The sequence below is a fragment of the Vreelandella xerophytica genome (genome assembly GCF_968048975.1).
Genome location: NZ_OZ309106.1, coordinates 333,231 through 357,665, shown reverse-complemented (window position 1 = coordinate 357,665; position 24,435 = coordinate 333,231). Strand labels below are relative to the sequence as shown.

Here is a 24,435-nt window from a genome sequence, read left to right as displayed (position 1 = left end):
CTGTTAACGGCCCGCGGACGGGGAAGACGAGCCGGCATTGCCGGGCATGATCCGCACCGGCTGCGGCTGTACCGTATGCTTGCGCTCGGCCAGGCGGCGCCCTTCGGCGGATTGCAGGGCGCAGTCTTCGTCGGATTTGGCAGAGAAGCGAACGGCCTCCTCCTCCCACACCGCATCCAGCGCCTCGGGGGTATGGTCCGGCGCCTCCTTTTGCACCTGAGGGCGGTGGGCGGCGACGTCCTCCTGCGCCCCGATCAGCGCCAGAAGCGTCAGCGGTACCAGGGCGTGATCGGCCTCGCGCTCTTCGAGCCGCGCGGTCAGAAGCGCCAGAATATGGCGGATCTCGCCCAGCCAACGGCCGATATCCGCCGGGCTGCAAAACGACAGATACTCCAGAAAGACCGGCAGGTGGTCCGGAAGCTCCCGGGCGTCAAGCTCGAAGCCAGCAGCGCGATACTCGTCCAGCAGGTCCACCATGGCCTGACCGCGATCCCGGGACTCGCCGTGCACGTGCTCGAAGAGCAAAAGCGAGGTGGCGCGCCCTTTATCGAACAAGGCGACATACTCCGCCTGCAGTTCGAGCAGATCGTACGCCTGTAGGCGCTGACACCACCCCGCCAAGGACGCCTTCATGGCGTCGTCCAGGCGCGGCTCGGCCTCGATGATCTCGACCATTTCGCCACAGGCTTGCTGGAGCGCCGCACTGGGGTAGTCCAGCAAGCGGGCCAATACCCGCAGCGTGCGCATGCCGCTCTGTGTCGCTTCTACCGCCTCGATGTCGGGCGCTTGTGGGGCTACATTAGTCATGACGCACCTCCTCGGATTGCGGCTCGAAAACACCGACCGGCTCGACCAGCACACTGGTCTGCTTGCGGCCGTTGAACAGGTTAGGCTGGCTCTCGCCGTGGCAGCCATCGCCGAAGGTAAAGCCGCAGCCGCCCCGTTCGGGGAAGGCATCGGTGGCCATTTCCCGGTGGCTGGTGGGAATCACGAAACGGTCTTCGTAGTTGGCGATGGCCAGGTAGCGATACATCTCTTCCACCTGAACGCGGGTCAGCCCCACCGCCTCGAGCACGGCGTCGTTTTCCTCGCCTTCCACGTGCTTGCCGCGCATGTAAACGCGCATCGCCATCAGGCGCTTGAGCGCCAGCACCACCGGGGCCTCTTCGCCCGCGGTCAGCATGTTGGCGAGATACTGCACGGGAATACGCAGCGACTCGATTTTGGGCAGGATGCCGTCGAACTCGATATGGCCGGCCTCGGCAGCGGACTGAATCGGTGAAAGCGGCGGCACGTACCAAACCATGGGCAGCGTGCGGTACTCCGGGTGCAGCGGCAGCGCCAGACCCCAGTCGATGGCCATCTTGTAGACCGGCGACGCCTGGGCTGCCTTGATGACGTTATCTTCCACGCCGTCGCGCTTGGCCTGGGCGATCACTTCCGGGTCGTGAGGGTCGAGAAATATCTCGCGCTGGCGGTGATAAAGATCGCGCTCGTCGGCGGAGGCGGCGACCTCCTCGATCCGGTCGGCGTCGTAAAGCAGCACGCCCAGATAGCGGATACGGCCCACGCAGGTTTCGGAGCAGATCGTCGGCTGGCCGGACTCGATGCGCGGGTAGCAGAAGATGCACTTCTCGGACTTGCCGCTTTTCCAGTTGTAGTAGATCTTCTTGTACGGGCAGCCGGAAATACACATCCGCCAGCCGCGGCACTTGTCCTGGTCGATCAGCACGATGCCGTCCTCTTCGCGCTTGTAGATCGCACCACTGGGGCAAGAGGCCACGCAGGTGGGGTTCAGGCAGTGCTCGCAAAGGCGCGGCAGGTACATCATGAAGGTGTTTTCGAACTGCCCGTAGATATCCGCCTGCACGTTATCGAAGTTGGCGTCCTTACGCCGCTTGGCAAACTCGGTGCCCAGGATCTCTTCCCAGTTGGGGCCCCACTCGATTTTCTTCATGCGCTTGCCGGAAATCAGCGAGCGCGGGCGCGCGACCGGCTGGTGCTTGCCGATCTTGGCGGTATGCAGGTGCTGATAGTCGAAGGTGAACGGCTCGTAGTAGTCGTCGATGGCGGGCAGGTCCGGGTTGGCGAAGATGTTCGCCAGCACCCGCCACTTGCCGCCGATACGCGGCTCGATCTTGCCATTCGCACGGCGCAGCCAGCCGCCCTTCCATTTGTTCTGGTTCTCCCACTCCTTGGGATAACCGATGCCGGGCTTGGTCTCGACGTTGTTGAACCAGGCATACTCCATGCCTTCACGGCTGGTCCAGACGTTTTTGCAGGTCACCGAGCAGGTGTGGCAGCCGATGCACTTGTCGAGGTTCAAGACCATACCGACCTGGGAGCGAATCTTCATTTCACGGCCTCCTGGGAACTGTTGTTTTGCGTATCACTGTTGTGCGCATCGCTTTTGTGAGCTTCTTTGCTCTGACTACCAGGCTCCTGGACGCTGTCATTGCCTTCCCCATCCAGCCAGTCGACGTGGTGCATCTTGCGCACCAGCACGAACTCGTCGCGGTTGGAGCCGACCGTGCCGTAGTAGTTGAAACTGTACGAGAGCTGCGCGTAGCCACCGATCATGTGGGTCGGTTTGGGGCAGACGCGGGTCACCGAGTTATGGATACCGCCGCGGGTACCGGAGACTTCGGAGCCGGGCACGTTCACCTGGCGCTCCTGGGCGTGATACATCATCACCGTGCCCTCCTTGACCCGCTGGCTCACCACGGCGCGGGCCGCGATGGAGCCGTTGGCGTTGTACACTTCGAGCCAGTCGTTATCCTCGATCCCGATATCCGCCGCGTCGCTCTCGCAGAGCCACACCACGGGCCCGCCGCGGTTGAGAGTCAGCATCAACAGGTTGTCGGAGTAGGTGGAGTGGATGCCCCACTTCTGGTGCGGCGTGATGAAGTTGAACGCCTTACTCTTGAAGCCGTTGTCCGCCGGCAGAATGAAGCCCTTGGCCGCCTTGGTATCGATGGGCGGACGGTAGACCAAAAGGCTCTCGCCGAAGGCGCGCATCCAGGCGTGATCCTGATAGAACTGCTGACGGCCGCTAACGGTGCGCCAGGGAATCAGCTCGTGGACGTTGGTATAGCCCGCGTTGTAGGAGACGTGCTCGTCCTCCAGGCCCGACCAGGTGGGGCTCGAGATGATCTTGCGCGGCTGAGCGACGATATCGCGAAAGCGAATCTTCTCTTCATGCTTGGAGGTGGCCAAATGGGTATGGTCACGCCCGGTGATTTTGGAGAGCGCCTGCCAGGCCTTCACGGACACTTCACCATTGGTTTCCGGCGCCAGGGTCAGGATCATTTCAGCGGCGTCGATGGCGGTGTCGATACGCGGACGCCCGGCGTGAGGGCCTTCGGTTTTACGGTGGTTGAGCTTGCCCAAAAGCTCGACCTCGGCTTCGGTCTTCCAGGCAATGCCCTTGCCGCCGTTGCCGATGCTTTCCAAAAGCGGCCCGACGGAGGTGAAGCGCTCATAGGTTTCCGGGTAGTTGCGTTTCACCTCGATGAGTGACGGCATGGTCTTGCCGGGAATCGCCTCGCACTCGCCTTTTTTCCAGTCGAGCACGTCGGGCTGGGCGAGCTCGCCGGGGGAGTCGTGCTGCATGGGCAGCGTGACCAGATCGGTCTCCTCACCCAAGTGACCTTCGCAGACCCTGGAAAATACCTTGGCGATACCCTTGTAGATCTCCCAGTCGCTGCGCGACTCCCAGGCGGGGTCTGTCGCCGCGGTCAGCGGGTGGATGAAGGGGTGCATGTCCGAGGTATTGAGGTCGTCCTTCTCGTACCAGGTCGCCGTTGGCAGCACGATATCCGAATAAAGACAGGTGGTGGACATGCGGAAATCGAGGGTGACCAGCAGGTCCAGCTTGCCTTCCGGGGCGTCGTCACGCCAAACCACCTCTTCGGGTTTCTGGCCGCCGAAATCCCCCAGGTCCTTGCCCTGAATGCCGTGGCGCGTGCCCAGCAGGTACTTGAGCATGTACTCGTGGCCCTTGCCGGAGCTACCCAGCAGGTTGGAGCGCCAGATGAACATGTTGCGCGGGAAGTTCTCCGGGGCGTCCGGGTCTTCTGCGGCGAAGCGCAGCTTGCCGCTTTTGAGCTGGTCGACGGCGAAGTCGGCGGTGGACATGCCGGCGGCCTCGGCCTGGGCTTTCAGGCGCAGTGGGTTGGAACCCAGTTGCGGCGCCGAGGGGAGCCAGCCCATACGCTCCGAGCGTACGTTGAAGTCGATCAGGCTGCCCGGATACTCCTCGGCGTTGGCCAGCGGCGAGAGAATCTCCTTGATCTCCAGCTTCTCGTAGCGCCACTGGGAGGAGTGGTTGTAGAAAAACGAGGTGGAGTTCATGTGCCGCGGCGGGCGCTGCCAGTCCAGGCCGAAGGCAAGCGGCGTCCAGCCGGTCTGTGGGCGTAGCTTTTCCTGGCCCACGTAGTGCGCCCAGCCACCGCCGCTTTGGCCGATACAGCCGCACATGATCAGCATGTTGATCAGGCCGCGGTAGTTCATGTCCATGTGGTACCAGTGGTTCATACCGGCCCCCACGATGATCATGCTCCGCCCCTGGGTCTTGTGGGCGTTGTCGGCAAACTCCCGAGCGATACGGGTACACTGCGAAGCCGACACGCCGGTGATCTTCTCTTGCCAGGCCGGGGTGTACGGACGGATCTGCGCGTAATCGGTGGCGCCGTCGTCTTCGCCGCCATCGGCGGCCAGGCCGCGGTCAATACCGTAGTTGGCGCACATGAGATCGAACACCGTGACCGCCAGCATCTCGCTGCCGTCGGCGCGCTTCAAGCGTTTGGCGGGTAGATGGTGGAACAGCAGATCGTCCGCAGCGCCGGCGCCCTCGCCTTTCACGTGGGTAAAGTGCTCGTGCTCGATACCGCCGAAGTAGGGGAAAGCCACCCGCGCCACGCTGTCGTGATGACTCACCAGGCTCAGCAGAGGCTTGATCTCGACGCCTTCGGCGTCCAGCGGCTCGAGGTTCCACTTGCCGACGTTGTCGCCGGCTTCACCCCAGCGAAAACCGATGGAGCCGCGGGGCACCACGAGCTGGTCGCGGGTCTCGTCCCAGGCCACGGTTTTCCACTCGGGGTTGTTCTCCTGACCCAGTGCGGCGTCGAAATCGCTGGCGCGCAGCTGGCGACCCGGCGCGAAACTGCCGTCGGCGCGGGGCTCCAGCTCGACCAGAAATGGCATGTCGGTATAGCGGCGCACGTAGTCGGTGAAGTAGGCGCTGGGGTTCTCGAGGTGGAACTCTTTCAAGATGACGTGGCCCATGGCCATCGCCAGTGCGGCGTCGGTGCCCTGCTTGGCCGAGAGCCACTCATCGGTGAGCTTGGAGACTTCCGCGTAGTCCGGGGTGATCGAGACGGTCTTGGTGCCCTTGTAGCGCACCTCGGTGAAAAAGTGCGCGTCCGGCGTGCGGGTCTGCGGCACGTTGGAGCCCCAGGCGATGATGTAGCTCGAGTTGTACCAGTCGGCGGACTCGGGCACGTCGGTCTGCTCGCCCCAGGTCATGGGGGAGGCCGGCGGTAGGTCGCAGTACCAGTCGTAGAAACTCATGCACACGCCGCCGATCAGCGACAGATAGCGGCTGCCCGCGGCGTAGCTCACCATCGACATGGCGGGGATCGGCGAGAAGCCGATGATGCGGTCGGGCCCGAAGGTTTTCGCGGTATAGACGTTGGAGGCCGCGACGATCTCGTTCATCTCCTCCCACTCGCCGCGCACGAAGCCGCCCATGCCGCGGGCGCTTTTGTACTGCTTCGTTTTCGTCGGGTCTTCGACGATCGAGGCCCAGGCGTCCACCGGGTCGGCGTGTTGGCTGCGTGCCTCGCGCCAAAGCGCCAGCAGCGGTTTGCGCACCAACGGGTACTTCAGCCGGTTGGCGCTGTATAGATACCAGGAGTAGCTGGCGCCGCGGGGGCAGCCACGCGGCTCGTGGTTGGGCAGGTCCGGGCGGGTACGCGGGTAGTCGGTCTGCTGGGCCTCCCAGGTCACCAGGCCGTTCTTGACGTAGATTTTCCAGCTGCACGAACCGGTACAGTTGACGCCGTGGGTGCTGCGCACCACCTTGTCATGCTGCCACCGGGAACGGTAGCTGTCTTCCCACTGGCGGGATTCGCTGCGTAGTTCGCCATGCCCGTTGGCATAGGCGTCGCGGTCTTTGCGAAAGAAATTCAGCCGATCTATGAAGTGACTCATGGTCGCTCTCCAGGCTATTTGAAAATGGGCGCTGCCCGCCAGGCGGGCTCCATGGCAACAAGTCTGAGCGATTGAAAAGCGAATTACTGCGTGGTTACCTCCATATACCGCCCGTCTACCTCCAAGGTGATAGAGCGCGTGTCAGCCGGGATTAGCCGCGCGGCCCCCAATCTTCTTATAATGGTCTGGATCCAACGGCGAACGGCCCAATCAGGAGCAACGCACCTTCCATGCAACTTACCCAATTCACCGACTACTCCATTCGCGTGTTGATTTATCTCGCCGTGAAAGGGGAAGAGCGCGCAACGATCAGTGAGATTGCCGAGACCTTCGAGATCTCGCGCAACCACCTGATGAAGGTCGTTCAGGAGTTGAGCCAGAAAAACTACGTGACGGCGACCCGGGGTAAACACGGCGGGTTATGGCTGGCGCGCGACCCGAAAACGATCAAAATGGGCGAGCTGGTGCGCGAAATGGAGCACGATATGGGCCTGGTCGAGTGCTTTCAGCGAGGCAACACCTGCGTCATTACCCCCTCCTGTCAGCTCAAGTCCGTTTTGGGCGAGGCGCTGGCCGCCTTTTTCGCCGTGCTCGACCGCTACACGCTTTCGGACGTACTCGACAACCGCTACCCGGAGCTTGCCGGGCTGATGCGCATTCCCGCCGTCAACGCCTGAGACTGAACGACATAACCTTGACTGAGATCAATTTGCCTCGCCCTTTTCAGATTGTGTTTTCAAAACGCGCTTTATAAGATGCATATGAAATACATCTTATAAGGAAAAACGCCATGCTCAGCCACGAACAAGAAGCCCTGATCAGCGCCACCGCGCCCGTCGTTGCCGAACATCTCAACACCATCGCCCAGCAGTTCTATCAGCTGATGTTCAAGCGCTACCCCGAGGTCAAGACCTTCTTCAACCAGGTACACCAGGAAAACGGCAGCCAGCCGCGGGCGCTGGCCGCCTCGGTACTGGCCTACGTTCAGCTACGTAGCAACCCCGCCAAGGCGAGGGCGGCGCTGGACATCGTGGTCAGCAAGCACGTCTCGTTGGGTATCTTGCCCGAGCACTATCCGATCGTGGGCGAATGCTTGATGGAGACCATCGGTGAGGTGCTGGGCGACGCCGTGACCCCCGAGATCGCCGACGCCTGGACCGCGCTCTATAACGAGCTGGCCGCGCTTTTGATCGACCTCGAGGATCAGCGCTATCGCGAGTTCGAAAGCCGCCCCGGCGGCTGGCGGGGTACGCGTCGCTTCAAGCTCGCGCGCACCCAGCAGGAAAGCTCGGTCATCCGTTCGTTCGTGTTCGAACCCGAGGATGGCGGCCCGGTGGCGGCCCACGTGCCCGGCCAGTACATCGGCGTGCGCGTGATGATCGATGGTGAGCCGGTGTATCGCCACTACAGCCTTTCCGATTCGCCCAATGGCGAGAACTACCGCATCTCCATCAAGCGCGAAGAACACGGCCGCGTCAGCCGCCATTTCCACGACGTGCTGAAACCCGGCGATACGCTGGAGCTTCTTCCCCCCGCCGGCGATCTCACCCTGGCCGAGGGCAACGAGCCGGTACTATTGGCAAGCGGCGGCGTGGGCCAAACGCCGATGCTACCCATCGCGCGCCACGCGCTCTCCCAGGGGCGCCAGGTGGTATACATGCACGCGGCCATCGACGGCGAGCATCAGGCCTTTCGCGACGACATCCAGGCGTTGGCCCAGGACTACCCCGATCAGCTCAAAGTGGTCAACGTCCACGAGCGGGGCGACCAGGCGGATCACCTGGGCCGCATCAACCGTGATCTGTTGGCGCGCTACTTGCCCAACCTGGACACGCGCTGCTACTTCGTGGGCCCGCAAGGCTTCATGGCGGCAATGAACGCCACCCTGGCGGAGCTGGGTATCGAGGAGAGCCGCCGTCACTTCGAACACTTCGGCCCGGCGCGCCCGCTCGAAGCCGCCTGACGAAAAACGGCCCCCGGGTGTGCAATACACCCGGGGGCCGAATTCTTTCTCAAGACCCTGGCTTGAAAAATCCTGGCTTGAAGGTCTTGTCTTTAAGGCCTTTTGGCAGACGTTTAGCGCCCGTCGGTGCCTTCATCCAGCTGGGCGACGATGGGGTGGCTGATACAGCGATCCACCAGATCCGTCGAGGCGCCGATACGATCAGCGACTTCCTTTCTCGACATGCCCTGATCGATGAAGGGTTTTATCGACATACCCAAGTCCGCCACCGGGTTGTTGGTGTGCTCATGCCCACCCGGATTGGCATCCGGCCCGGTGTCCGTGGCGGCCTCGGCATCCTGGACCATGGTGGGTGTGACGTCTTCGAGATTTTTAACGACCGGCATGACAGCTCCCTGTCTTTTAAAATGTACCTTACAAGGTAGAAGAGGGACGCAAAGCCTTCAACTACCTGTTTTGGCGAGGCGTAGGGGGCTTCTTTACACGAGGGAGAGAACATGACAATCGAGTTGAAGCGCGCTTTTGACACGCCCGACAAAGCGGACGGCTACCGCGTGCTGGTAGACGGCATGTGGCCTCGCGGGGTTTCAAAGCAAGAGGCCAACATCGACGAGTGGCCCAAGGAGATCGCCCCGAGTAGCGCGCTGCGCAAGGCGTTTCACGACGGCTCCCTCGGGTGGGGCGATTTTCGCAAGCGCTACATGAAGGAGTTGACCGGCCATCGCGAGCGCCTGCGCGAGCTTGCCAGGCGCGCCCAAAAGGAGAAAGTCACCCTGGTGTTCGCCTCGAAGGAGGAGCGCTACAACAACGCCGCCGTGGTGCGCCAGTACCTCAACATGCTGACGTAAAAAGGCCGGCGCTTTTGCGCCGGGCACTGGCCCAGGCCGCCATTACGCAAGCCAGGAAAGCGGGCTGTGCCGGATGGCGGCGCCGACCATGTAGGCGAACACCGCCACCGCCAGCAGCGCGGCCACGCCACGCCGGCGTGGCGTGGCGCCCCGCTTGATCGCCAGGGTGCCAACGCCGATGTAAACCAAAAGCGCCAGTAACTTGGCAGCCAGCCACGGCTGCTGCCAGGGCCAGAACCGCAGCGTCACCATGAGCGTGACCCCCAGGCCCAGCAGCGCCGTATCGATGAGGTGCGGCAGGATTTTCACCCAGCGCGCCTGCAGGCGCGGGCTTTCGCGTACCGACCACCAGGCGCGCACCAAAAAAAGACCGATACTCAGCGCCGCCGCGCCCATGTGAAGGTGCTTGATCAAAAAGTAGTGCTCTATCACGCAAGGCTCTCCTTTCGCCTACCCCTCACCGTCGCTCAGCGAGCACTGTGCCACCTGCGGCGCCTCGACGAACAGCCACAGCAGCAGCATGATCATCCCCAAAGGCACCAACAGGCTCAACGGAGCCGCTCGCCAGCCATAAGCCTGCACCACCAGCGGCACCAGGCGCAGCGAAAATCCCACGCCCGCCAGGGTGGCCACGCAAAGGGTTGCGGCCAGGCATGGCCAGCAGCCGGGCAGCCACCGCCGGGCATGGGCGGCACCGATGGCGATGATGCCACCCCCGAGCCCAAACCCGACACCCAGCAGCCCGAACTGCCAGGGCTTATGGGCAACGCCAAAGAGCAGCAGCGCCAGAGCCAGCCCCGCCAACAGCCCAAGCATCAAGTAGCAGGTGCTATAACGCCGCGCCCAGTATCCGCAAGGCAGAGCCAACAGCAGGCCACTCGCCAGGGGCAGCAATACATAGGCCGGGCGGGCGGCGAGCATGGCGTAAAGCGTCCAGCCCGCCACCGCCACCGCGCTGGCCAGCGGCACCAACAGCATCGCGACCAGCCTTTGGTAGTCATTGACAGGGAGTGGCGGCGGCCTGGTTTCCGCGCCATGGGGCACACTAGTGGGCATCGTGAGGTTTCCGTTAGGCTAGGAAGGCGCCAGAAGACATGCCAGAATTGTCGGCACTCGTCTTATCCAGGTCAAAAATCATTGTGAGTAGCCCGTCTACTCCCAAAGGGATAGTACCTCACATGGCGACCGCGATAACGCCCCACTCCTCTTTCCGTCCAAGGCGGCTGGAACCGTTATGAAACTGCTCCAACGCTCGCTGGTGGCCCGCATCATGGCCTCCCTGATCGCGATCAGCGCCATGGCGTTCATCAGCATCACGCTGACCATGACCATGTCGAACAGCACCCGCGGCGACGCCTCGGCGATCAACGTGGCCGGGTCACTGCGCATGAACGCCTTCCGGATTCTGAGCTCGCTTCAGTCCTTGCAGTACGCCCCGGATGAGTCCATTGGCGAGCCGCTAGGCACGATCGTAGCGCGCTTCGACCAGCGGCTGTTTGGCGATACCCTGCAGCAAAGCGTGCCCGAGGAGGCCCACCATGAGCGGCGCCAGCAGCTCACCCATATTCAAACCTACTGGCAGGAGACCGTGCAGCCTGCTCTGGCACGAGCGAGCGCCGGTGGCAACATCGACCTCGACACCTTCGAGACCATGGTGGCCACGCTGGTCGGCGATATCGAGATACTCGTCGAGCAGTTGGAGCATAGTACCGAAGCCAAGGTAAGGCTATTGGGCATCATGCAGGTGCTCTTTTTGCTACTCATTAGCCTGGTCGTCGCCATTGCCCTTTTCGATGTGCGCCACAATCTGGTCGCCCCGTTGCACCAGCTCATGACGCTTACCCGGGAAGTGGCGAAGCGCAACTTCAACCAGCGCTCCAAGCTTACGGGCAGTGACGAGTTGGCGCGGCTGGGGCGAACGTTCAACACCATGGCCGCTGAGCTTGCAACGAGCTACGCCGCTCTCGAAGAGAGCGTCTCGCGCAAGGAGCAGGCGCTGGAGCGCAGCAATCAGGCCATGCGGGTAATGCACGATGCCAGCCGCACGCTGTTCGGCGGCGGCAACGATCTTTGCGCCAGCGCCGCCCCCATGCTGCGCGAGCTGGAAAGCCTTCTGAATATCGGCCCCATCCGCCTGTCGCTCAACGACCCCTTCGATCAACGCATCATGCCGGTGCTGGAGACCCACTCGGTGAAACGCCCCGAGTACTGCCGCGACATGGCCTGCGATGCGTGCCTGATCGACCCGCTGCCCACGCCAGGTGAGCGCCTCAAGTGCCTGACGCTCTCCATTCGCGCCGGCGATACGCTACTGGGTAACCTGGAGGTGTGGTATCCCGAAGGCGAGCTCAACGATAACACCCGCCGGCTTCTGAACATTCTGGCCGACCAGCTCGCCACTGCCATCTATCTGCAGCGGCGTATCGACGAACAGCAGCAGGTCACGCTGATCAACGAGCGCACGATCATCGCCCGCGAGCTGCACGACTCCCTGGCGCAGTCGCTCTCTTATCTTAAGATGCAGGTGACCCGGCTCGAGCGCATGCAGCAAAAAGAGGCCTCCCGCGAGGCCCAGGCGACCGTGATCGACGAGCTGCGTAGCGGCCTGAACAGCGCCTACCGCCAGCTTCGCGAGCTTTTGACCACTTTCCGACTCAAGCTGGAAGGCCCGGGGCTTCAGTTCGCGCTGCGCCAAACCACGGACGAGTTCACCCAGCGCCTGGGGTTTGCGGTCGCACTCGACTACGACGTACCGCCCTACCTGCTCAACCCCAATGAAGAGATCCACGTTCTGCAGATCATCCGCGAGGCGCTGGCCAACGCGCACAAGCACGCCCAGCCCACCTGGGTCGGCATCACCGTGCGCTTTAGAGATGCCCGCTTGCAGGTCCGCGTGGAAGATGACGGCATCGGCCTTCAAAGCGACGTCTCGCCACCGATGCATTACGGCCTGGTCATCATTCGCGACCGGGCCAACACCCTGAACGGCGAGCTCTCCATTCGCAATCGCCCCGGGGGCGGGGCCTGCGTGGAGGTCATCTTCACCCCCTTGACCGCTCGCTTGACTCAACAGCCGCCGACAGCGGCCACCGACGATGCTCACTCAGGCACACGGAATCTTTAATGTCTCAGACTAGCCACGATACCCCTGCCACACTTTTGATCATCGACGACCACCCGCTCTTGCGCCGCGGCGTGGCGCAGCTTCTCGAACTCGAAGACGACCTGGAACTGGTTGGCGATACCGGCAGCCCCGAAGAAGGCATTCGGATGACGCTCTCGCTCGAGCCCGACCTGGTCCTGCTCGATTTGAACATGCCCGATATCGACGGCCTGGAGGCCCTTCGCCGCCTGCGGGAGAACGACTTTAGCGGCCGCATCGTCATGTTCACCGTTTCCGATCACGAGGAGGACGTGGTAGCGGCACTGCGCGCCGGCGCCGACGGCTACCTGCTCAAGGATATGGAGCCCGAGGACATGGTGCGCCAGCTGCGCCAGGCAGCGCTCGGGCGCATGGTGATCAGCGAAAGTCTTACCGCGCTTCTGGCCGAGGCGCTGCGCAACCAGCGTGCAACGCCCACCGCGCCGGACATTCGCAGCCTCACTCAGCGCGAGCGCGAGATCTTACGCCAGCTCGCCGGCGGCCTTTCCAACAAGCTGATCGCACGCAAGCTGGATATCACCGAAGGCACGGTGAAGGTGCACGTCAAACACCTGCTCAAGAAACTCAACCTGCGCTCCCGGGTGGAGGCGGCCGTTTGGGCGGTGCAGGCGGGCATCAACGACTAGCGAATCAATGTAGATACCTCCAAATAGCGCGCCGGTGCCTTCGCTTCTCGGCGCGCTTACCCCTTCGTTTTTTTCTTCAATGAAATCAGTCTTTTGGCTCTTCCAGGCACCTACCTATAAAGAGGTAGGCTGTTGATTTTGCTGACATTCAGGGCCATTCCCAGCCTCCCCTCGCGCGCGTATCTTTCCCTTATCGGTGAGCCGCTATTGGTTCGACGCCAGGTAATGGTTTACGCAAAGGGGAACCATCATGACCAAGAGAAATGCCGACATCGTCACTTGGGATGTCGAAGACGAGCGCTTCTGGGAGCAGCAGGGTAAACACGTTGCCAACCGCAACCTTTGGATCTCCATTCCAAGCCTGCTGGTCGGGTTTGCGGTGTGGATGATGTGGGGCATGATCACCACCCAAATGCAGAACCTGGGCTTTGCGTTTTCCGTCGACCAGCTCTTTACGCTTACGGCACTGGCGGGGCTTTCCGGGGCGACGCTGCGCATTCCCGCCTCGTTCATGATTCGCATTGCCGGCGGGCGCAACACCATCTTTTTGACCACGGCGCTTTTGGCCATTCCCGCCGCCGGTACCGGCCTTGCGCTGATGAACCCGGATACGCCGTTCTGGATCTTCCAGGCGCTGGCGCTGCTTTCCGGCATCGGCGGCGGTAACTTCGCCTGCTCGATGAGCAACATCTCGACCTTCTACCCCAGCAAGCAGCAGGGTTACGCATTGGGCATGAACGCGGGGCTGGGTAACTTCGGCGTCACCACCATGCAGATTCTGATTCCGCTGGTGATGACCGTCGGGCTCTTCGGGGCGCTGGCCGGCGGCCCCATGGCACTGGAAAGCGCCAGCGGCACCTTGATCGGGCGTATCGAGGCCGGCACCGACACCTGGATTCAAAACGCCGGTTTCGTTTGGCTGGTGTTGCTGGTGCCGCTCGCCTTTTTAGGCTGGTTCGGCATGAACAATATACGCACGATCACCCCCAACCCGGGCGCGCCCCTCACCGCCTTTGGCAAGATTCTCGGACTTTACGGTGTGGGCCTTCTGACCTCGATCCTCGGCATGCTGGCGCTCGCCTGGCTCAACATGTGGGTGGCCCTGCCGCTCACCATCGTGTTGACCCTGGTCCTGCTGCGCCTGATACCCGGCAACATCAAGCCCAATATCCAGAAGCAGTTCGCGATCTTTTCCAATCAGCACACCTGGGCGATGACGATTCTCTACATCCTCACCTTCGGCTCCTTCATCGGCTTTTCGGCAGCGCTGCCGCTGTCGATCAACGTGATCTTCGGCAACATGATGGAGAGCGCCGCCGACGGGAGCCTGGTGCGCGTGGTCAACCCTAACGCCCCGAGCGCCCTCACCTGGGCCTGGATAGGGCCGTTCGTCGGCGCACTCATTCGCCCGGTCGGCGGCTGGATCTCCGACAAGGTGGGCGGCGCTATCGTCACCCAGATCATCTCCGCGGTCATGGTGGTGGCCTCCATTGCCACCGGCTATGTGATGATGCTGGCCTACAACGCCACCGACCCCAATGCGTTCTTCTGGCTCTTCCTTTTGCTTTTCATCGTGATGTTCGCCGCCAGCGGTATCGGCAACGGCTCCACCTTTCGCAGTATCGGGGTGATCTTCGATGCGCAGCAGAAAGGCCCGGTACTCGGCTGGACCTCGGCCATCGCCGCCTACGGCGCCTTCATCGCCCCCAGCATCATCGGCGCGCAGATCCAGGCGGGCACCCCGGAGCTTGCCATGTACGGCTTTGCCGTCTTCTACGCCGTTTGTCTGGGCATCAACTGGTGGTTCTACCTGCGTCAGGGCGCCAGCATCCGTAACCCTTAACCCCGGAGCCCGGCTCCGGGGCTTTTCCCTACCCCCCAGCGGGAGGACTCATGAAAATAATGCTCGCTTACGACGGTTCGCGAAACGCCAAGCTGGCGCTCGCTCAGGTGGTGAACATGTTTCGCTGCAACCAGCCCTTGATCACCCTGGTGGGGGTGGCCGAAAACCCGCTCGATGCCACCGACCATAACGAAACCCTGTTTCAGCAAGCCCACGCGCAATTAAAGCAGCACCTGGAAGAAGGCGTGGCGTTCGCCACCGGCGAAGGGTTTCAGGCCGAGCAGCTAATGGCCGAAGGCGATGCGCGCAAGATGCTGCTCGCCGCCACCCGCAAGCTCGCGCCGGACCTTTTGGTCATCGCGCGCCACAGCCATCAGCCCGACGGCGGCATCATCGCCAAGTCGTTGACCTACTTCGTCGACGAACTCGACTACATGACCTTTGGCAGCGTCAGCTCGTTTTTGGCGCGCCGCGCCGAGTGTCCGTTGTTGATTCTGCCCAGTCCCTGACGGGCTCTCCTCTTCACCTGGCCAGCCCATACGCTAGCCAGCCCATGAGCCGCGGCGATCCCGCGCGTCGAATACAGGACGAAATGGCCATGAAAGTATCTGCCGTTTTCAAATTCAAAAGCCCCGAGATCCGGGCGCTACACCTCACCTGGATCGCGTTTTTCATTACCTTTTATGTCTGGTTCAACATGGCGCCGCTGGCCTCGAGCATGCTCAAGAGCGTCGATTGGCTGACCCAGGATGATCTCAAACTGTTTGCGATCTGTAACGTCGCGCTCACCATCCCGGCGCGCATCATCGTCGGCATGATGCTCGACCGTTTCGGCCCCCGGCGCGTTTTTTCCGTGTTGATGGTCAGCATGTCGGTACCGGCACTGGCTTTCGCCTTCGGCAATAGCATGACGCAATTGCTGGTCGCCCGGCTGGTGTTAAGTTCGATTGGCGCGAGCTTCGTGGTGGGTATTCACATGACCGCGCTGTGGTTCAAGCCGAAGGATATCGGCTTTGCCGAAGGGTTCTACGCTGGCTGGGGCAATTTTGGATCCGCGGTGGCGGCCATGTCGCTACCGACGATCGCGCTTACGATGTATGGCGGCCCGGACGGCTGGCGCTGGGCGATCGCCCAAAGCGCCATCGTGATGGCGGCCTATGGCGTCTACTACTGGTTCGCCATCACCGACGGCCCGGATGCCGCCGCCCACCGTAAACCGCGCAAAACCGCCGCCATGGAGGTCAGCTCCTGGGCGGACATGATCAAACTCATCGTCTGGACCATTCCGCTGGTCGGTGTGTTGGCCGTGCTCGTGTGGCGTATCCAGGACATGGGCTATCTGCCCATGAGCGGCGCGGTGGCGGCGTACCTGGTGATCGTCGCGATCATCATTTATCAGATCGTGCAGATTTTGCGGGTCAATCTACCCATTTTGCGCAAAGGCGTGCCCGAGGACGACAAGTACCCCTTCAATAGCGTGGCCGCGCTCAACACCACCTATTTTGCCAACTTCGGCGCGGAGCTTGCCGTGGTCTCGATGCTGCCGCTCTTTTTCGAGCAAACCTGGGGGCTCAATGCGGCCACGGCCGGGTTGATCGCCGCCTCGTTCGCCTTCGTCAACCTGGTGGCCCGACCCATGGGCGGTATGGTGTCGGACCGAATGGGTAACCGCCGCTTCGTCATGCTCTGCTACATGTTCGGGATTAGCGTCGGGTTTGCGCTGATGGCGCTGCTCAATGCCAGTTGGCCACTGATCCTCGCGATCCTGGTGACCATCGCGACGTCGATTTTCGTGCAGGGGGCGGAGGGCGCCACTTTTGGCATCATCCCCTCGATCAAGCGGCGTATCACCGGGCAGATCTCCGGCATGGCCGGCGCCTATGGCAACGTGGGGGCGGTGGTGTACCTGACGATCTATACCTTCGTGACGCCCACGCAATTTTTCCTGATCATCGCGGCGGGTGCCTTCATCAGCTGGCTGGTGTGTCTGGTCTGGCTCAAGGAACCCGAGGGCGCGTTCGCCACCGAGTACTATGTGTCCTCGGTCGACCAGGCACTCGAGGAGCAGGGCCGCACGGCCACTTGATGCTTTACTGACCATGCACCCCACGTTTCGGCCGAGCCTTGCGCTCGGCCGAAACGTTCGTGCTACTCGTCGTCGGTGATATCGGTAATCCAGGTGAGCGCGGCCACGGCGGCGGGAAAGCCGATGGTCGGCACCGCCAGCATGGCGGCCTGCTTGAGCTCTTCAGCGCTTAGCCCCTCTTCGAGCCCACGGCGCACGTGGGAGTGCACCGCGCCTTCGGAGCGGTTGCCAATGGCAAGCGCGAGTTTGACCAAACGCAGTTCGCGGCCCTCCAGCGGCCCGGACTGCGAACACGCCTTGCCGAGTGCCGCGTAGGCGTCCCATACCTCGGGGTAGGCGCTTGCGACATCGCCCGCGCCGGAGGGTAGAGAATCATTGGTCATGGTGCACTGCCTTTGCCGATGTATGTGCCCTCATTATAGGAGCCCACCCCGCCGCCGCCAGCCAACTTCAGGCTGCTTGACTACCTGCGGCTGCTCAGGCGAATGACCTTGCCCATGGTCAGCCCCTGCACGACGATCGAGAAGACCACCACGCAGTAGGTCAGTGTCAGCACCAGATTTCTGAGCTCGCCTTCGGGCAGCGACAGCGCCATGGCCACGGAGATGCCGCCACGCAGTCCGCCCCAGGTGAGAATCCGGATCGCGCCTGGGGATTGGCTGGTCACTCGGCTGAGCGGGCCCATGATGAGGGATACGCAAAACCCGCGCGCCGCCAGCACGATGGGAATGGCAAGCGCCCCCGCCACCAGCCAGGCGCGTTCGATGGGCAGGATAAGAAGCTCCAGGCCGATCAAGAAGAAGAGCACCACGTTGAGAATCTCGTCGATCAGCTCCCAGAAGGTATCCACGTTTTCACGGGTTTTCTCCGACATGGCAAACAGACGCCCGTGATTGCCCACAAAAAGCCCCGCGATGACCACGGCGATGGGCGCGGACAGGTGCAGACTATCCGCCAGGGCGTAAAGCCCCATGGCCAGCGCCAGAGTCAGCAGCACCTCGACCTGATAGTTATCCACACGCTTGAGCATCTGGTAGCTCACGTACCCCATGATCGAGGCCAGCAGCAATGCCCCGCCCACCTCCTTGAGCAACAGCATGCCGATTGCCGCCGCATCAATGGGAGATGACATGTGTGAGCCCTGCGCCGCCGCATCCAGCCCGGAAAGTTGCAGCAGTACCAGAAATACCACCACACCCAGGCCGTCGTTGAACAGTGACTCCCCGGATATCTGGCTCTCGAGCTGCTGGGGGGCGCCGACGGAGGTCATGATGGAGACCACCGCGATAGGATCGGTCGGGGAGATCAAGGCGCCGAACAGCAGCGCATGCAAGAAAGGAATGCCGAGCCCCATCCAGTCAAGCAACAGCCAGGTCAACGTGCCCACGATGAAGGTGGACATCAAGGTGCCCACCACGGCAAGCAGCGCAATGGGCAGCCACTCACGGCTCAGGTTATCGAACTTGACGTGGATGGCGGCGGCAAACAGCAGAAAGGCCAGCATCCCGTGCAGTACCACCTGATCGAAGTCGATACGCGCCACCAGGGCCGTTGCCTCATCACGCAGCCCTTCATTGTAAGGACTGATCAGAATCAGCACGAGAGAGGCAACCAGCGCCACCAGCATGACGCCGATGGTGGTGGGCAGCTTGATATAGCGGTAGTTGAAGTAACTCGAGACGGCGGCAAGCGTGATCAGTATGCTCACCAGAGGAAAGACGCTCATCGACGCTCCTGATTGAAACCATAAGAATAGAAAAGTAGCGCGGCAATGATGCCGTTCACGCCGTTTTTATACCCGACGGGCCCGCCATATTTCAGGTGAATTACTGTAGCCCTAAAAAGCAAAACCCGCCCCTGCCGTAAGGCAGAGGCGGGCTATAGAGGCTTGGCGCCGCTATCAGCCAAGCGCTTCCAGAGACTGCTCGATGATCCCCAGGCCATCTTCCAGCACCTCAGAAGAGACGGTCAAGGGCACCAGAATACGGATCGCGTTGCCGTAGAAGCCGCAGGAGAGCAGGATCAAGCCCTTCTCGCGGGCCTTGGCGCAGAGTTTGCCGGTCATGGCAGCGTCGGGCTTGCCGTTTTCATCCAGAAGCTCGAAGGCGGCCATGGCACCCAGCTGGCGGCCGTGGGCCACCGGGGCGAAGCGCTCTTCCCACGCCTTGAAGCGCTCGGCCAATAACTTGCCCATTTCTGTGCTGCGCTCGAGGATGTTCTCTTCCTCGATGGTGTCGATCACCGCCAGCGCCGCCGCGCAGGCCAGCGGGTTGCCGCTGTAGGTGCCGCCCAGCGAGTTGGGCCCTGACGCATCCATCACCGAGGCCGTGCCCACGACAGCGGAAAGCGGCATACCGTTGGCCAGGCTCTTGGCGGTGGTGAGCAGGTCTGCCTCGACGCCGCTATGTTCGAGTGCGAACAGCTTGCCGGTACGCGCAAAGCCGGACTGCACTTCATCGGCAATCAACAGGATGCCGTGCTCGTCGCACAGCGCACGAAGCGCTTGCAGGTACTCGGGGGATGCGATGTAGAAGCCGCCCTCGCCCTGAACCGGCTCGATGACGATGGCCGCCGTGCGGTGTGGGGCGATATCGGTCTTGAACAGGGTGCGAATGGCATCCAGGGATGCCTCTTCGCTGATGCCGTGCAGCGGGTTCGGGAACGGTGCGCGGAACACATCACCCGGCATCGGGCCGAAATCGTTCTTGTAGGGCAGCACCTTGCCGGTCATGGCGAGTGTCATCATGGTGCGCCCGTGAAAGGCGCCATCGAAGGTAATGATGCCGCTGCGACCGGTGGCGGCGCGGGCGATCTTCACGGCGTTTTCCAGCGCTTCGGCACCGGTGTTGACCAGCATCGCCTTGCGCTCGGGGCCGCGTACCGGGGTCAGCTCGCAGAGCTTCTGGCACAGCTGTACATAAGGCGCGTAGGAGATGACCGCGGCACTGGTGTGCATGACCTTCTTGAGCTGCGCTTCAACGGCGGCAACGATCTTCGGATGGCGGTGGCCCAGGTTCAACACGCCAATGCCGCCAGCGAAGTCGATCCAGCGCTTGCCGTCGGCATCCCAGATTTCCGCGTTTTCCGCATGCTCGGCAAACTGGGTGGTGGGCGTGGCGGCGCCGTTGGCGACAAAGCGGTTCTTGAGTTCGTTCAGTTCGTGATTGGTCATCATCAGTATCCTAAAGCCCGCCAACGCAGACGTATTTCAGTTCGGTAAATTCATCCAGGCCGTGGTGGGAGCCTTCGCGGCCAAGGCCGGACTCCTTCACGCCGCCAAAGGGGGCAAGCTCGGTCGAGATCAGGCCTTCATTGACACCCACCATGCCGTACTCGAGCGCTTCCATGGTGCGCCAGATGCGCCGGTAGTCGGTGGCGTAGAAGTAGGCGGCAAGTCCGAACGGCGTATCGTTGGCCATGGCAATGGCCTCTTCATCGCGGGTGAAACGGAACACCGGCGCGACAGGGCCAAAGGTTTCTTCATCGGCCACGGCCATGGCGGTCGTCACGTCCGCCAGCACCGTGGGCGTGAAGAAGCGCTCGCCGGCGTCATGGGGCTTTCCGCCGCACAGCACCCGCGCGCCCTTGCCCTGGGCGTCATCCACATGGCGCTGCACCTTGTCCACCGCCGCCTGGTTGATCAGCGGGCCGATGGTATTGCCTTCCGTCAGGCCATCACCCACCTTCAAGGCACTCACACGCTGGGTGAGTTTCTCGACGAAGGTATCGTAAATGCCGTCCTGAACCAGAAAGCGGTTGGTGCACACGCAGGTCTGGCCGGCGTTGCGGAATTTGGAGGCGATGGCGCCGTCAACGGCGTCGTCCACGTCGGCGTCGTCGAACACGATGAACGGCGCGTTGCCGCCCAGCTCCATGGCGGTCTTCTTCACCGTGCTGGCGCACTGGGCGAGCAGGCGCTTGCCTACCGGCGTGGAGCCGGTGAACGACACCTTGCGCACGCGAGAATCCGTGGTCAGCACTTCGCCGACTTCTGCCGGCTTGCTTGCGGTGACGACGTTGATGGTGCCCGCGGGCAGGCCCGCTTCTAGGCCCAGATACGCCGCCGCGAGTGCGGTGAGCGGGGTCGCCTCGGCGGGCTTGATCACCACGGTGCAGCCGGCGGCGAGTGCCGGAGCGCATTTACGGGTAATCATCGCCAGCGGGAAGTTCCAGGGCGTAATGGCGGCGACCACGCCGACCGGCTCGCGCAGTACCATCAATCGCTTGTCGGCGCCGTGGCTGGGTAGCGTTTCGCCGGCCATGCGCTTGGCTTCTTCAGCAAAGAACTCGATGAACGAGGCACCGTACCCCACTTCGCCCTTGGCCTCCGCCAACGGCTTGCCCTGCTCCAGGGTCATCAGGCGGGCAAGATCATCGGCGTGCTCGTTGATCAACTCGAACCAGCGGCGCAGAATCTTCGCGCGCTCCTTCACCGGCGTGGCCCGCCAGGCCGTGCCGGACTCATGAGCGGCGGCCACGGCGTCCCGGGTGTCGTCGGCGCCAAGCTCCGCGACGCGGGCGATGGTTTCGCCGGTGGCGGGGTTGTCCACGGCAAAGGTCTCGCGGCCCTTGCGCCATTCGCCGCCGATGAGGGCCGGTACGTTATCGCTTAACCACTGTTCGATAAAACTCATGAGATTCTCCTGTTTAACCACTTGGCCCGCACGCTAACAGCAATTTCCCTGTACGCGAATGCACCACTTTTTCGTTCAACCAGACCACTTTTCTGCTTTACTAGGTAAATCAAACCATAAAGAAGATCGAGAGGCGGGTATGGATCAACAACAGGCGTTGCAGCAGCTTCTCGACCGCTATACGCAGCAGCCTGAACGTTTGAGCAAGCAGGTGCGGGTGGAGCAGGCTCTGCGCCAGGCGGTCGCTGAAATATGGCCCAATCAGACGCGCCTGCCGGCACATCGTCAGTTGACGAAGACCCTGGGCGTGGCCCGACATACGCTATCCCGGGCAGTAGCGACGCTGGTGAAAGAAGGCGTTCTGATGACGTCCCACGGTAGTGGGACATGGAGCTTTAAAGCGCGAAATCTACCTGCCGACACCTCACCTCCTGCCAGCCTTTCCAGGCGCGCCAATCAAATCCTGAAATCCCCCGGGTCGAGCAAGATTCAAAGCGGGGCCTTCATGCCGGGCATTCCCGATATCGCGCAGTTTCCCATGCGCCGGTGGCGCCAGCTTTACACCAGCGTGACGGTGGCGCAGAACGCGCTGCTGCTTTCCTACTCCACCGGGGGGTACGGGCCGCTCAAACGCGCGATACGTGATTTTCTGGCACGCTGGCGCAGTATCGACTGCGATGTGGATCAGATCATCATTACCGACGGCACCCATAACGGCATCGAGCTTTGCGCCATGGCGCTGACCGACGTCAATGACACGGTGGCGATGGAGTCGCCCTGCTACTGGGGCGCGCGTAATATCTTCACCGCCGCGGGGCTCAACCTTCAGATGCTGCCCTGGTATCCAGAGCATGGCCATGCGCTTGAGCACGCCCGCGGCCCGGTGGCCCTTGCCTACCTGACCGGCTCGCACCACTACCCGCTGAGCGTGCCTACCCGCGCAGCGGACAAGGCCCGCCTTTGCAAGGCGCTCACACCCGCCTACGTGCTGGAGGATGATTACGAGTTCACCCGGGATGCTTCTTCCGAGCTTCTGTTCGACCCCACCTCCTCCCGGCATTTGCTGGTAGGCTCGTTTTCGAAGATGATGTTTCCCGGGCTGCGCCTGGGGTACCTGGTGGTTCCCCGTCATCTGACGGAGTCGATGAACCGCCTGCGCAGCGAGCTTTTTCGTGAAGGCCGCATGCTCGATCAGGCCGTACTCGCCCAGTTCATGTTCGATGGTGGCCTGGACAGCTGGTGCCGGCGCATTCAACGCGACTATCTGGGCCGTCAGCAGGTACTTCACGACCAGCTCAGTCAACTGCCTGGCGTGGCGCGCATCTCGCCGCCAAGCAGCACCATCAGTCTGTGTATCGAGTTCGAGCCCGGCGTGGACGATGTGGCACTCGCTCGGGCGCTTTTAAAAGAACACCTGGTGGTGCGCCCGTTAAGCCCGGTGTGCGCAGACGGCGATGACCGTTCGGGCCTGGTCATGGGGGTGGGAATGCTCTCCGGCGATACCTTGGCCCGGGAAGCGCAGCGCCTTCGCCACTGCCTGGCCGCACTGCTTCGCGCGCCTGCCGCCTATAAAACGCATTAAGTCACGGCTCTAGAAAGGGAATACTCATGTATCAACGCGGTAGTTCGACGCGCAGTACCCGTTTGTACGCGCACCCTCTGTGGATGGCACTCATTCTGTTTCTGTTGACCGGGTGCGCCACCTTTGCGCCCAATCCGCCGCAGAACCAGAGCAACGTCTGCGAGATCTTTCGTGAACAGCCCAGCTGGTACGACTATGCCCGGGATTCGGAAAACCAGTGGGGCACACCCATCGCCACCCAGATGTCATTCATCCAGCAGGAGTCCTCGTTTCGAAGCCACGTAAGGCCAGATCGCAAGTACTACCTGGGCTTCATTCCTGGCCCCCGGCCCTCTTCGGCCAAGGGCTACGCCCAGGCCCAGGACCCGGTGTGGGGCGAGTACCGCGACCAGGCCGGCAGCCTGTTCGCCCGACGTACCCACATGAAGCACGCCACGGACTTCATCGGCTGGTACAACGCCCGTACCCGCGCGCAGACCGGCGTCTCGCTCAACAACCCCGAGCACCTTTATTACGCCTACCACGAAGGCGCCGGCGGCTATCAGCGTGGCACCTACCGCGCAAAGCCCCATGTACTGCGCGCCGGGCGCCAGGTGGCAGAGCGCTCCAGCCGTTACCGTGCCCAGCTCAACGCCTGCGAAGCGGAATTTCAGTGCCGCAAGTTCTATCAGGTCTGGCCGTTTTGTAGCTAAGGAATCCGTATGCCCTTGATCGTTGGCCTCGCCTTTGTCGGCGTGGTCTTTTTGACCTCCCTGCTGTCGGGTATTTTTGGCATGGCCGGCGGTCTGGTGCTTTTGTGGTTTCTGCTGCTGGTGTTTCCCGCCGGCTCCGCCATGGCGGTTCACGGGGTCATTCAGCTCACCGCCAACGCCTCAAGAGCCTGGCTTTCGCGGCGCTTCATCAATTGGCGGGTGGTCGCCCTGATGAGTGTCGGCGTGGCCAGTGCGGCGGGACTGCTGCTGGTATTCAACTACAGCCCCGACGCCGCGACGGTCTCGCTTTTGATCGGCCTGATGCCGGTGCTGGTCTGGATGCCCAGGCGCTGGTTCGCGCTCAACGCCAACCGCACGAGCCACGCCCTGGCATGCGGCTTCGCCTCGGGGGGCTTGACCATCGCCGCCGGGGTATCGGGGCCCTTGATCGATATCTTCTTCGTGCGCTCGAACATGGACCGCCGACAGGTGGTGGCCACCAAGGCGATGATTCAGGTGGTGGCGCACAGCATCAAGATACTCTTCTACTTCGGCGCAGCGCTGGCGCTGAGTGCGGGTGAATGGGGGATCGTGCTGATGGCGGCACCCTTCGCTCTGCTCGGTACCCGGGCAGGCACCTTCATTCTGCATCGTCTGACCGACGCCAACTTTCGCACCTGGACGCGCTGGATCGTGACCGGCATCGGCGCGTTTTATCTGATCCAGGGGATTTACCTGGTGATGGGCTAGCGTCAAGCCACCCACTCGCCTGCATCCGCCACTCC

The 24,435-nt window shown here is 62.3% G+C and carries 21 protein-coding genes; 11 read left to right on the top strand and 10 right to left on the bottom strand.

What is annotated here, in order from left to right; translation table 11 throughout:
- Positions 1-3: 3 nt before the first annotated feature.
- From narJ to ACWF8S_RS01710, 3 genes are read right to left on the bottom strand one after another with little or no spacing between them, the layout of a single operon-like run.
- Entirely contained in the window at positions 4-807 is an 804-nt protein-coding gene (gene narJ / locus ACWF8S_RS01720; RefSeq protein ID WP_447555095.1) for a nitrate reductase molybdenum cofactor assembly chaperone, read from the bottom strand.
- Positions 800-2,356: a nitrate reductase subunit beta gene (gene narH / locus ACWF8S_RS01715; RefSeq protein WP_447555094.1), complete on the bottom strand. Its 1,557-nt coding sequence runs from the start codon at positions 2,354-2,356 to the stop codon at positions 800-802. Before narH ends, narJ begins: the two co-directional genes overlap by 8 nt.
- On the bottom strand, positions 2,353-6,213 hold the full coding sequence (locus ACWF8S_RS01710; protein ID WP_447555093.1) for a nitrate reductase subunit alpha: 3,861 nt from the start codon (positions 6,211-6,213) through the stop codon (positions 2,353-2,355). The genes narH and ACWF8S_RS01710 overlap by 4 nt, the downstream gene beginning before the upstream one ends.
- Before the next feature lie 230 nt (positions 6,214-6,443).
- Here ACWF8S_RS01710 and ACWF8S_RS01705 point away from each other — a divergent pair, with 230 nt between their 5' ends.
- The gene (locus tag ACWF8S_RS01705; protein WP_447555092.1) at positions 6,444-6,890 is read left to right on the top strand and encodes an Rrf2 family transcriptional regulator; all 447 of its coding nucleotides are present in this window, start codon (positions 6,444-6,446) and stop codon (positions 6,888-6,890) included.
- A gap of 113 nt (positions 6,891-7,003) precedes the next feature.
- Positions 7,004-8,176, top strand: a complete 1,173-nt coding sequence (gene hmpA, locus ACWF8S_RS01700; protein WP_447555091.1) for an NO-inducible flavohemoprotein — start codon at positions 7,004-7,006, stop codon at positions 8,174-8,176.
- A gap of 113 nt (positions 8,177-8,289) precedes the next feature.
- On the opposite strand, the gene ACWF8S_RS01695 is transcribed toward hmpA, so the two are convergent.
- Positions 8,290-8,562 carry a hypothetical protein gene (locus tag ACWF8S_RS01695; RefSeq protein ID WP_447555090.1) on the bottom strand — a complete coding sequence of 91 codons (273 nt, stop codon included), beginning with the start codon at positions 8,560-8,562 and terminating at the stop codon, positions 8,290-8,292.
- Positions 8,563-8,673: 111 nt separating this feature from the next.
- Between ACWF8S_RS01695 and ACWF8S_RS01690 the strand changes: the two genes are divergently transcribed.
- On the top strand, positions 8,674-9,024 hold the full coding sequence (locus ACWF8S_RS01690) for a DUF488 domain-containing protein (RefSeq protein WP_447555089.1): 351 nt from the start codon (positions 8,674-8,676) through the stop codon (positions 9,022-9,024).
- A gap of 42 nt (positions 9,025-9,066) precedes the next feature.
- Here the strand turns inward: ACWF8S_RS01690 and ACWF8S_RS01685 are convergent, their stop codons facing one another.
- Both ACWF8S_RS01685 and ACWF8S_RS01680 read right to left on the bottom strand, forming a co-directional pair.
- A complete protein-coding gene (locus ACWF8S_RS01685) occupies positions 9,067-9,453 on the bottom strand; it encodes a SirB2 family protein (protein WP_447556538.1) in 387 nt (128 codons plus the stop codon).
- A gap of 21 nt (positions 9,454-9,474) precedes the next feature.
- The gene (locus tag ACWF8S_RS01680; RefSeq protein WP_447555088.1) at positions 9,475-10,080 is read right to left on the bottom strand and encodes a hypothetical protein; all 606 of its coding nucleotides are present in this window, start codon (positions 10,078-10,080) and stop codon (positions 9,475-9,477) included.
- 178 nt (positions 10,081-10,258) lie between these two features.
- Between ACWF8S_RS01680 and ACWF8S_RS01675 the strand changes: the two genes are divergently transcribed.
- The 5 genes from ACWF8S_RS01675 to ACWF8S_RS01655 all read left to right on the top strand — a co-directional run bounded on the left by ACWF8S_RS01675 (position 10,259) and on the right by ACWF8S_RS01655 (position 16,742).
- Positions 10,259-12,148 carry a histidine kinase gene (locus ACWF8S_RS01675; protein WP_447555087.1) on the top strand — a complete coding sequence of 630 codons (1,890 nt, stop codon included), beginning with the start codon at positions 10,259-10,261 and terminating at the stop codon, positions 12,146-12,148.
- Positions 12,148-12,813: a two-component system response regulator NarL gene (gene narL, locus ACWF8S_RS01670; protein WP_447527547.1), complete on the top strand. Its 666-nt coding sequence runs from the start codon at positions 12,148-12,150 to the stop codon at positions 12,811-12,813. Before ACWF8S_RS01675 ends, narL begins: the two co-directional genes overlap by 1 nt.
- Before the next feature lie 250 nt (positions 12,814-13,063).
- Positions 13,064-14,656 carry an antiporter gene (locus ACWF8S_RS01665; RefSeq protein WP_447555086.1) on the top strand — a complete coding sequence of 531 codons (1,593 nt, stop codon included), beginning with the start codon at positions 13,064-13,066 and terminating at the stop codon, positions 14,654-14,656.
- A gap of 50 nt (positions 14,657-14,706) precedes the next feature.
- Positions 14,707-15,165 carry a universal stress protein gene (locus ACWF8S_RS01660; protein ID WP_447555085.1) on the top strand — a complete coding sequence of 153 codons (459 nt, stop codon included), beginning with the start codon at positions 14,707-14,709 and terminating at the stop codon, positions 15,163-15,165.
- A gap of 89 nt (positions 15,166-15,254) precedes the next feature.
- A complete protein-coding gene (locus ACWF8S_RS01655) occupies positions 15,255-16,742 on the top strand; it encodes an MFS transporter (protein ID WP_447555084.1) in 1,488 nt (495 codons plus the stop codon).
- Positions 16,743-16,804: 62 nt separating this feature from the next.
- Here ACWF8S_RS01655 and ACWF8S_RS01650 read toward each other — a convergent pair whose 3' ends face one another.
- The 4 genes from ACWF8S_RS01650 to ACWF8S_RS01635 all read right to left on the bottom strand — a co-directional run bounded on the left by ACWF8S_RS01650 (position 16,805) and on the right by ACWF8S_RS01635 (position 21,376).
- Positions 16,805-17,125 (bottom strand): carboxymuconolactone decarboxylase family protein, encoded by a 321-nt coding sequence (locus tag ACWF8S_RS01650; RefSeq protein WP_447555083.1) that lies wholly within the window; start codon positions 17,123-17,125, stop codon positions 16,805-16,807.
- An 80-nt stretch (positions 17,126-17,205) separates the two neighbouring features.
- On the bottom strand, positions 17,206-18,468 hold the full coding sequence (locus ACWF8S_RS01645) for a cation:proton antiporter (RefSeq protein WP_447555082.1): 1,263 nt from the start codon (positions 18,466-18,468) through the stop codon (positions 17,206-17,208).
- A gap of 174 nt (positions 18,469-18,642) precedes the next feature.
- Complete coding sequence (gene gabT, locus ACWF8S_RS01640) at positions 18,643-19,914, bottom strand: 4-aminobutyrate--2-oxoglutarate transaminase (protein ID WP_447555081.1); 1,272 nt, start codon at positions 19,912-19,914, stop codon at positions 18,643-18,645.
- Positions 19,915-19,924: 10 nt separating this feature from the next.
- Entirely contained in the window at positions 19,925-21,376 is a 1,452-nt protein-coding gene (locus tag ACWF8S_RS01635; protein ID WP_447555080.1) for an NAD-dependent succinate-semialdehyde dehydrogenase, read from the bottom strand.
- A gap of 139 nt (positions 21,377-21,515) precedes the next feature.
- Between ACWF8S_RS01635 and ACWF8S_RS01630 the strand changes: the two genes are divergently transcribed.
- From ACWF8S_RS01630 to ACWF8S_RS01620, 3 genes are all read left to right on the top strand, one after another.
- Positions 21,516-22,958: an aminotransferase-like domain-containing protein gene (locus tag ACWF8S_RS01630; protein ID WP_447555079.1), complete on the top strand. Its 1,443-nt coding sequence runs from the start codon at positions 21,516-21,518 to the stop codon at positions 22,956-22,958.
- Positions 22,959-23,041: 83 nt separating this feature from the next.
- Positions 23,042-23,650, top strand: a complete 609-nt coding sequence (locus ACWF8S_RS01625) for a transglycosylase SLT domain-containing protein (protein WP_447556537.1) — start codon at positions 23,042-23,044, stop codon at positions 23,648-23,650.
- Between the two features lie 9 nt (positions 23,651-23,659).
- Positions 23,660-24,400: a TSUP family transporter gene (locus ACWF8S_RS01620; RefSeq protein ID WP_447555078.1), complete on the top strand. Its 741-nt coding sequence runs from the start codon at positions 23,660-23,662 to the stop codon at positions 24,398-24,400.
- Positions 24,401-24,435: the final 35 nt, after the last annotated feature.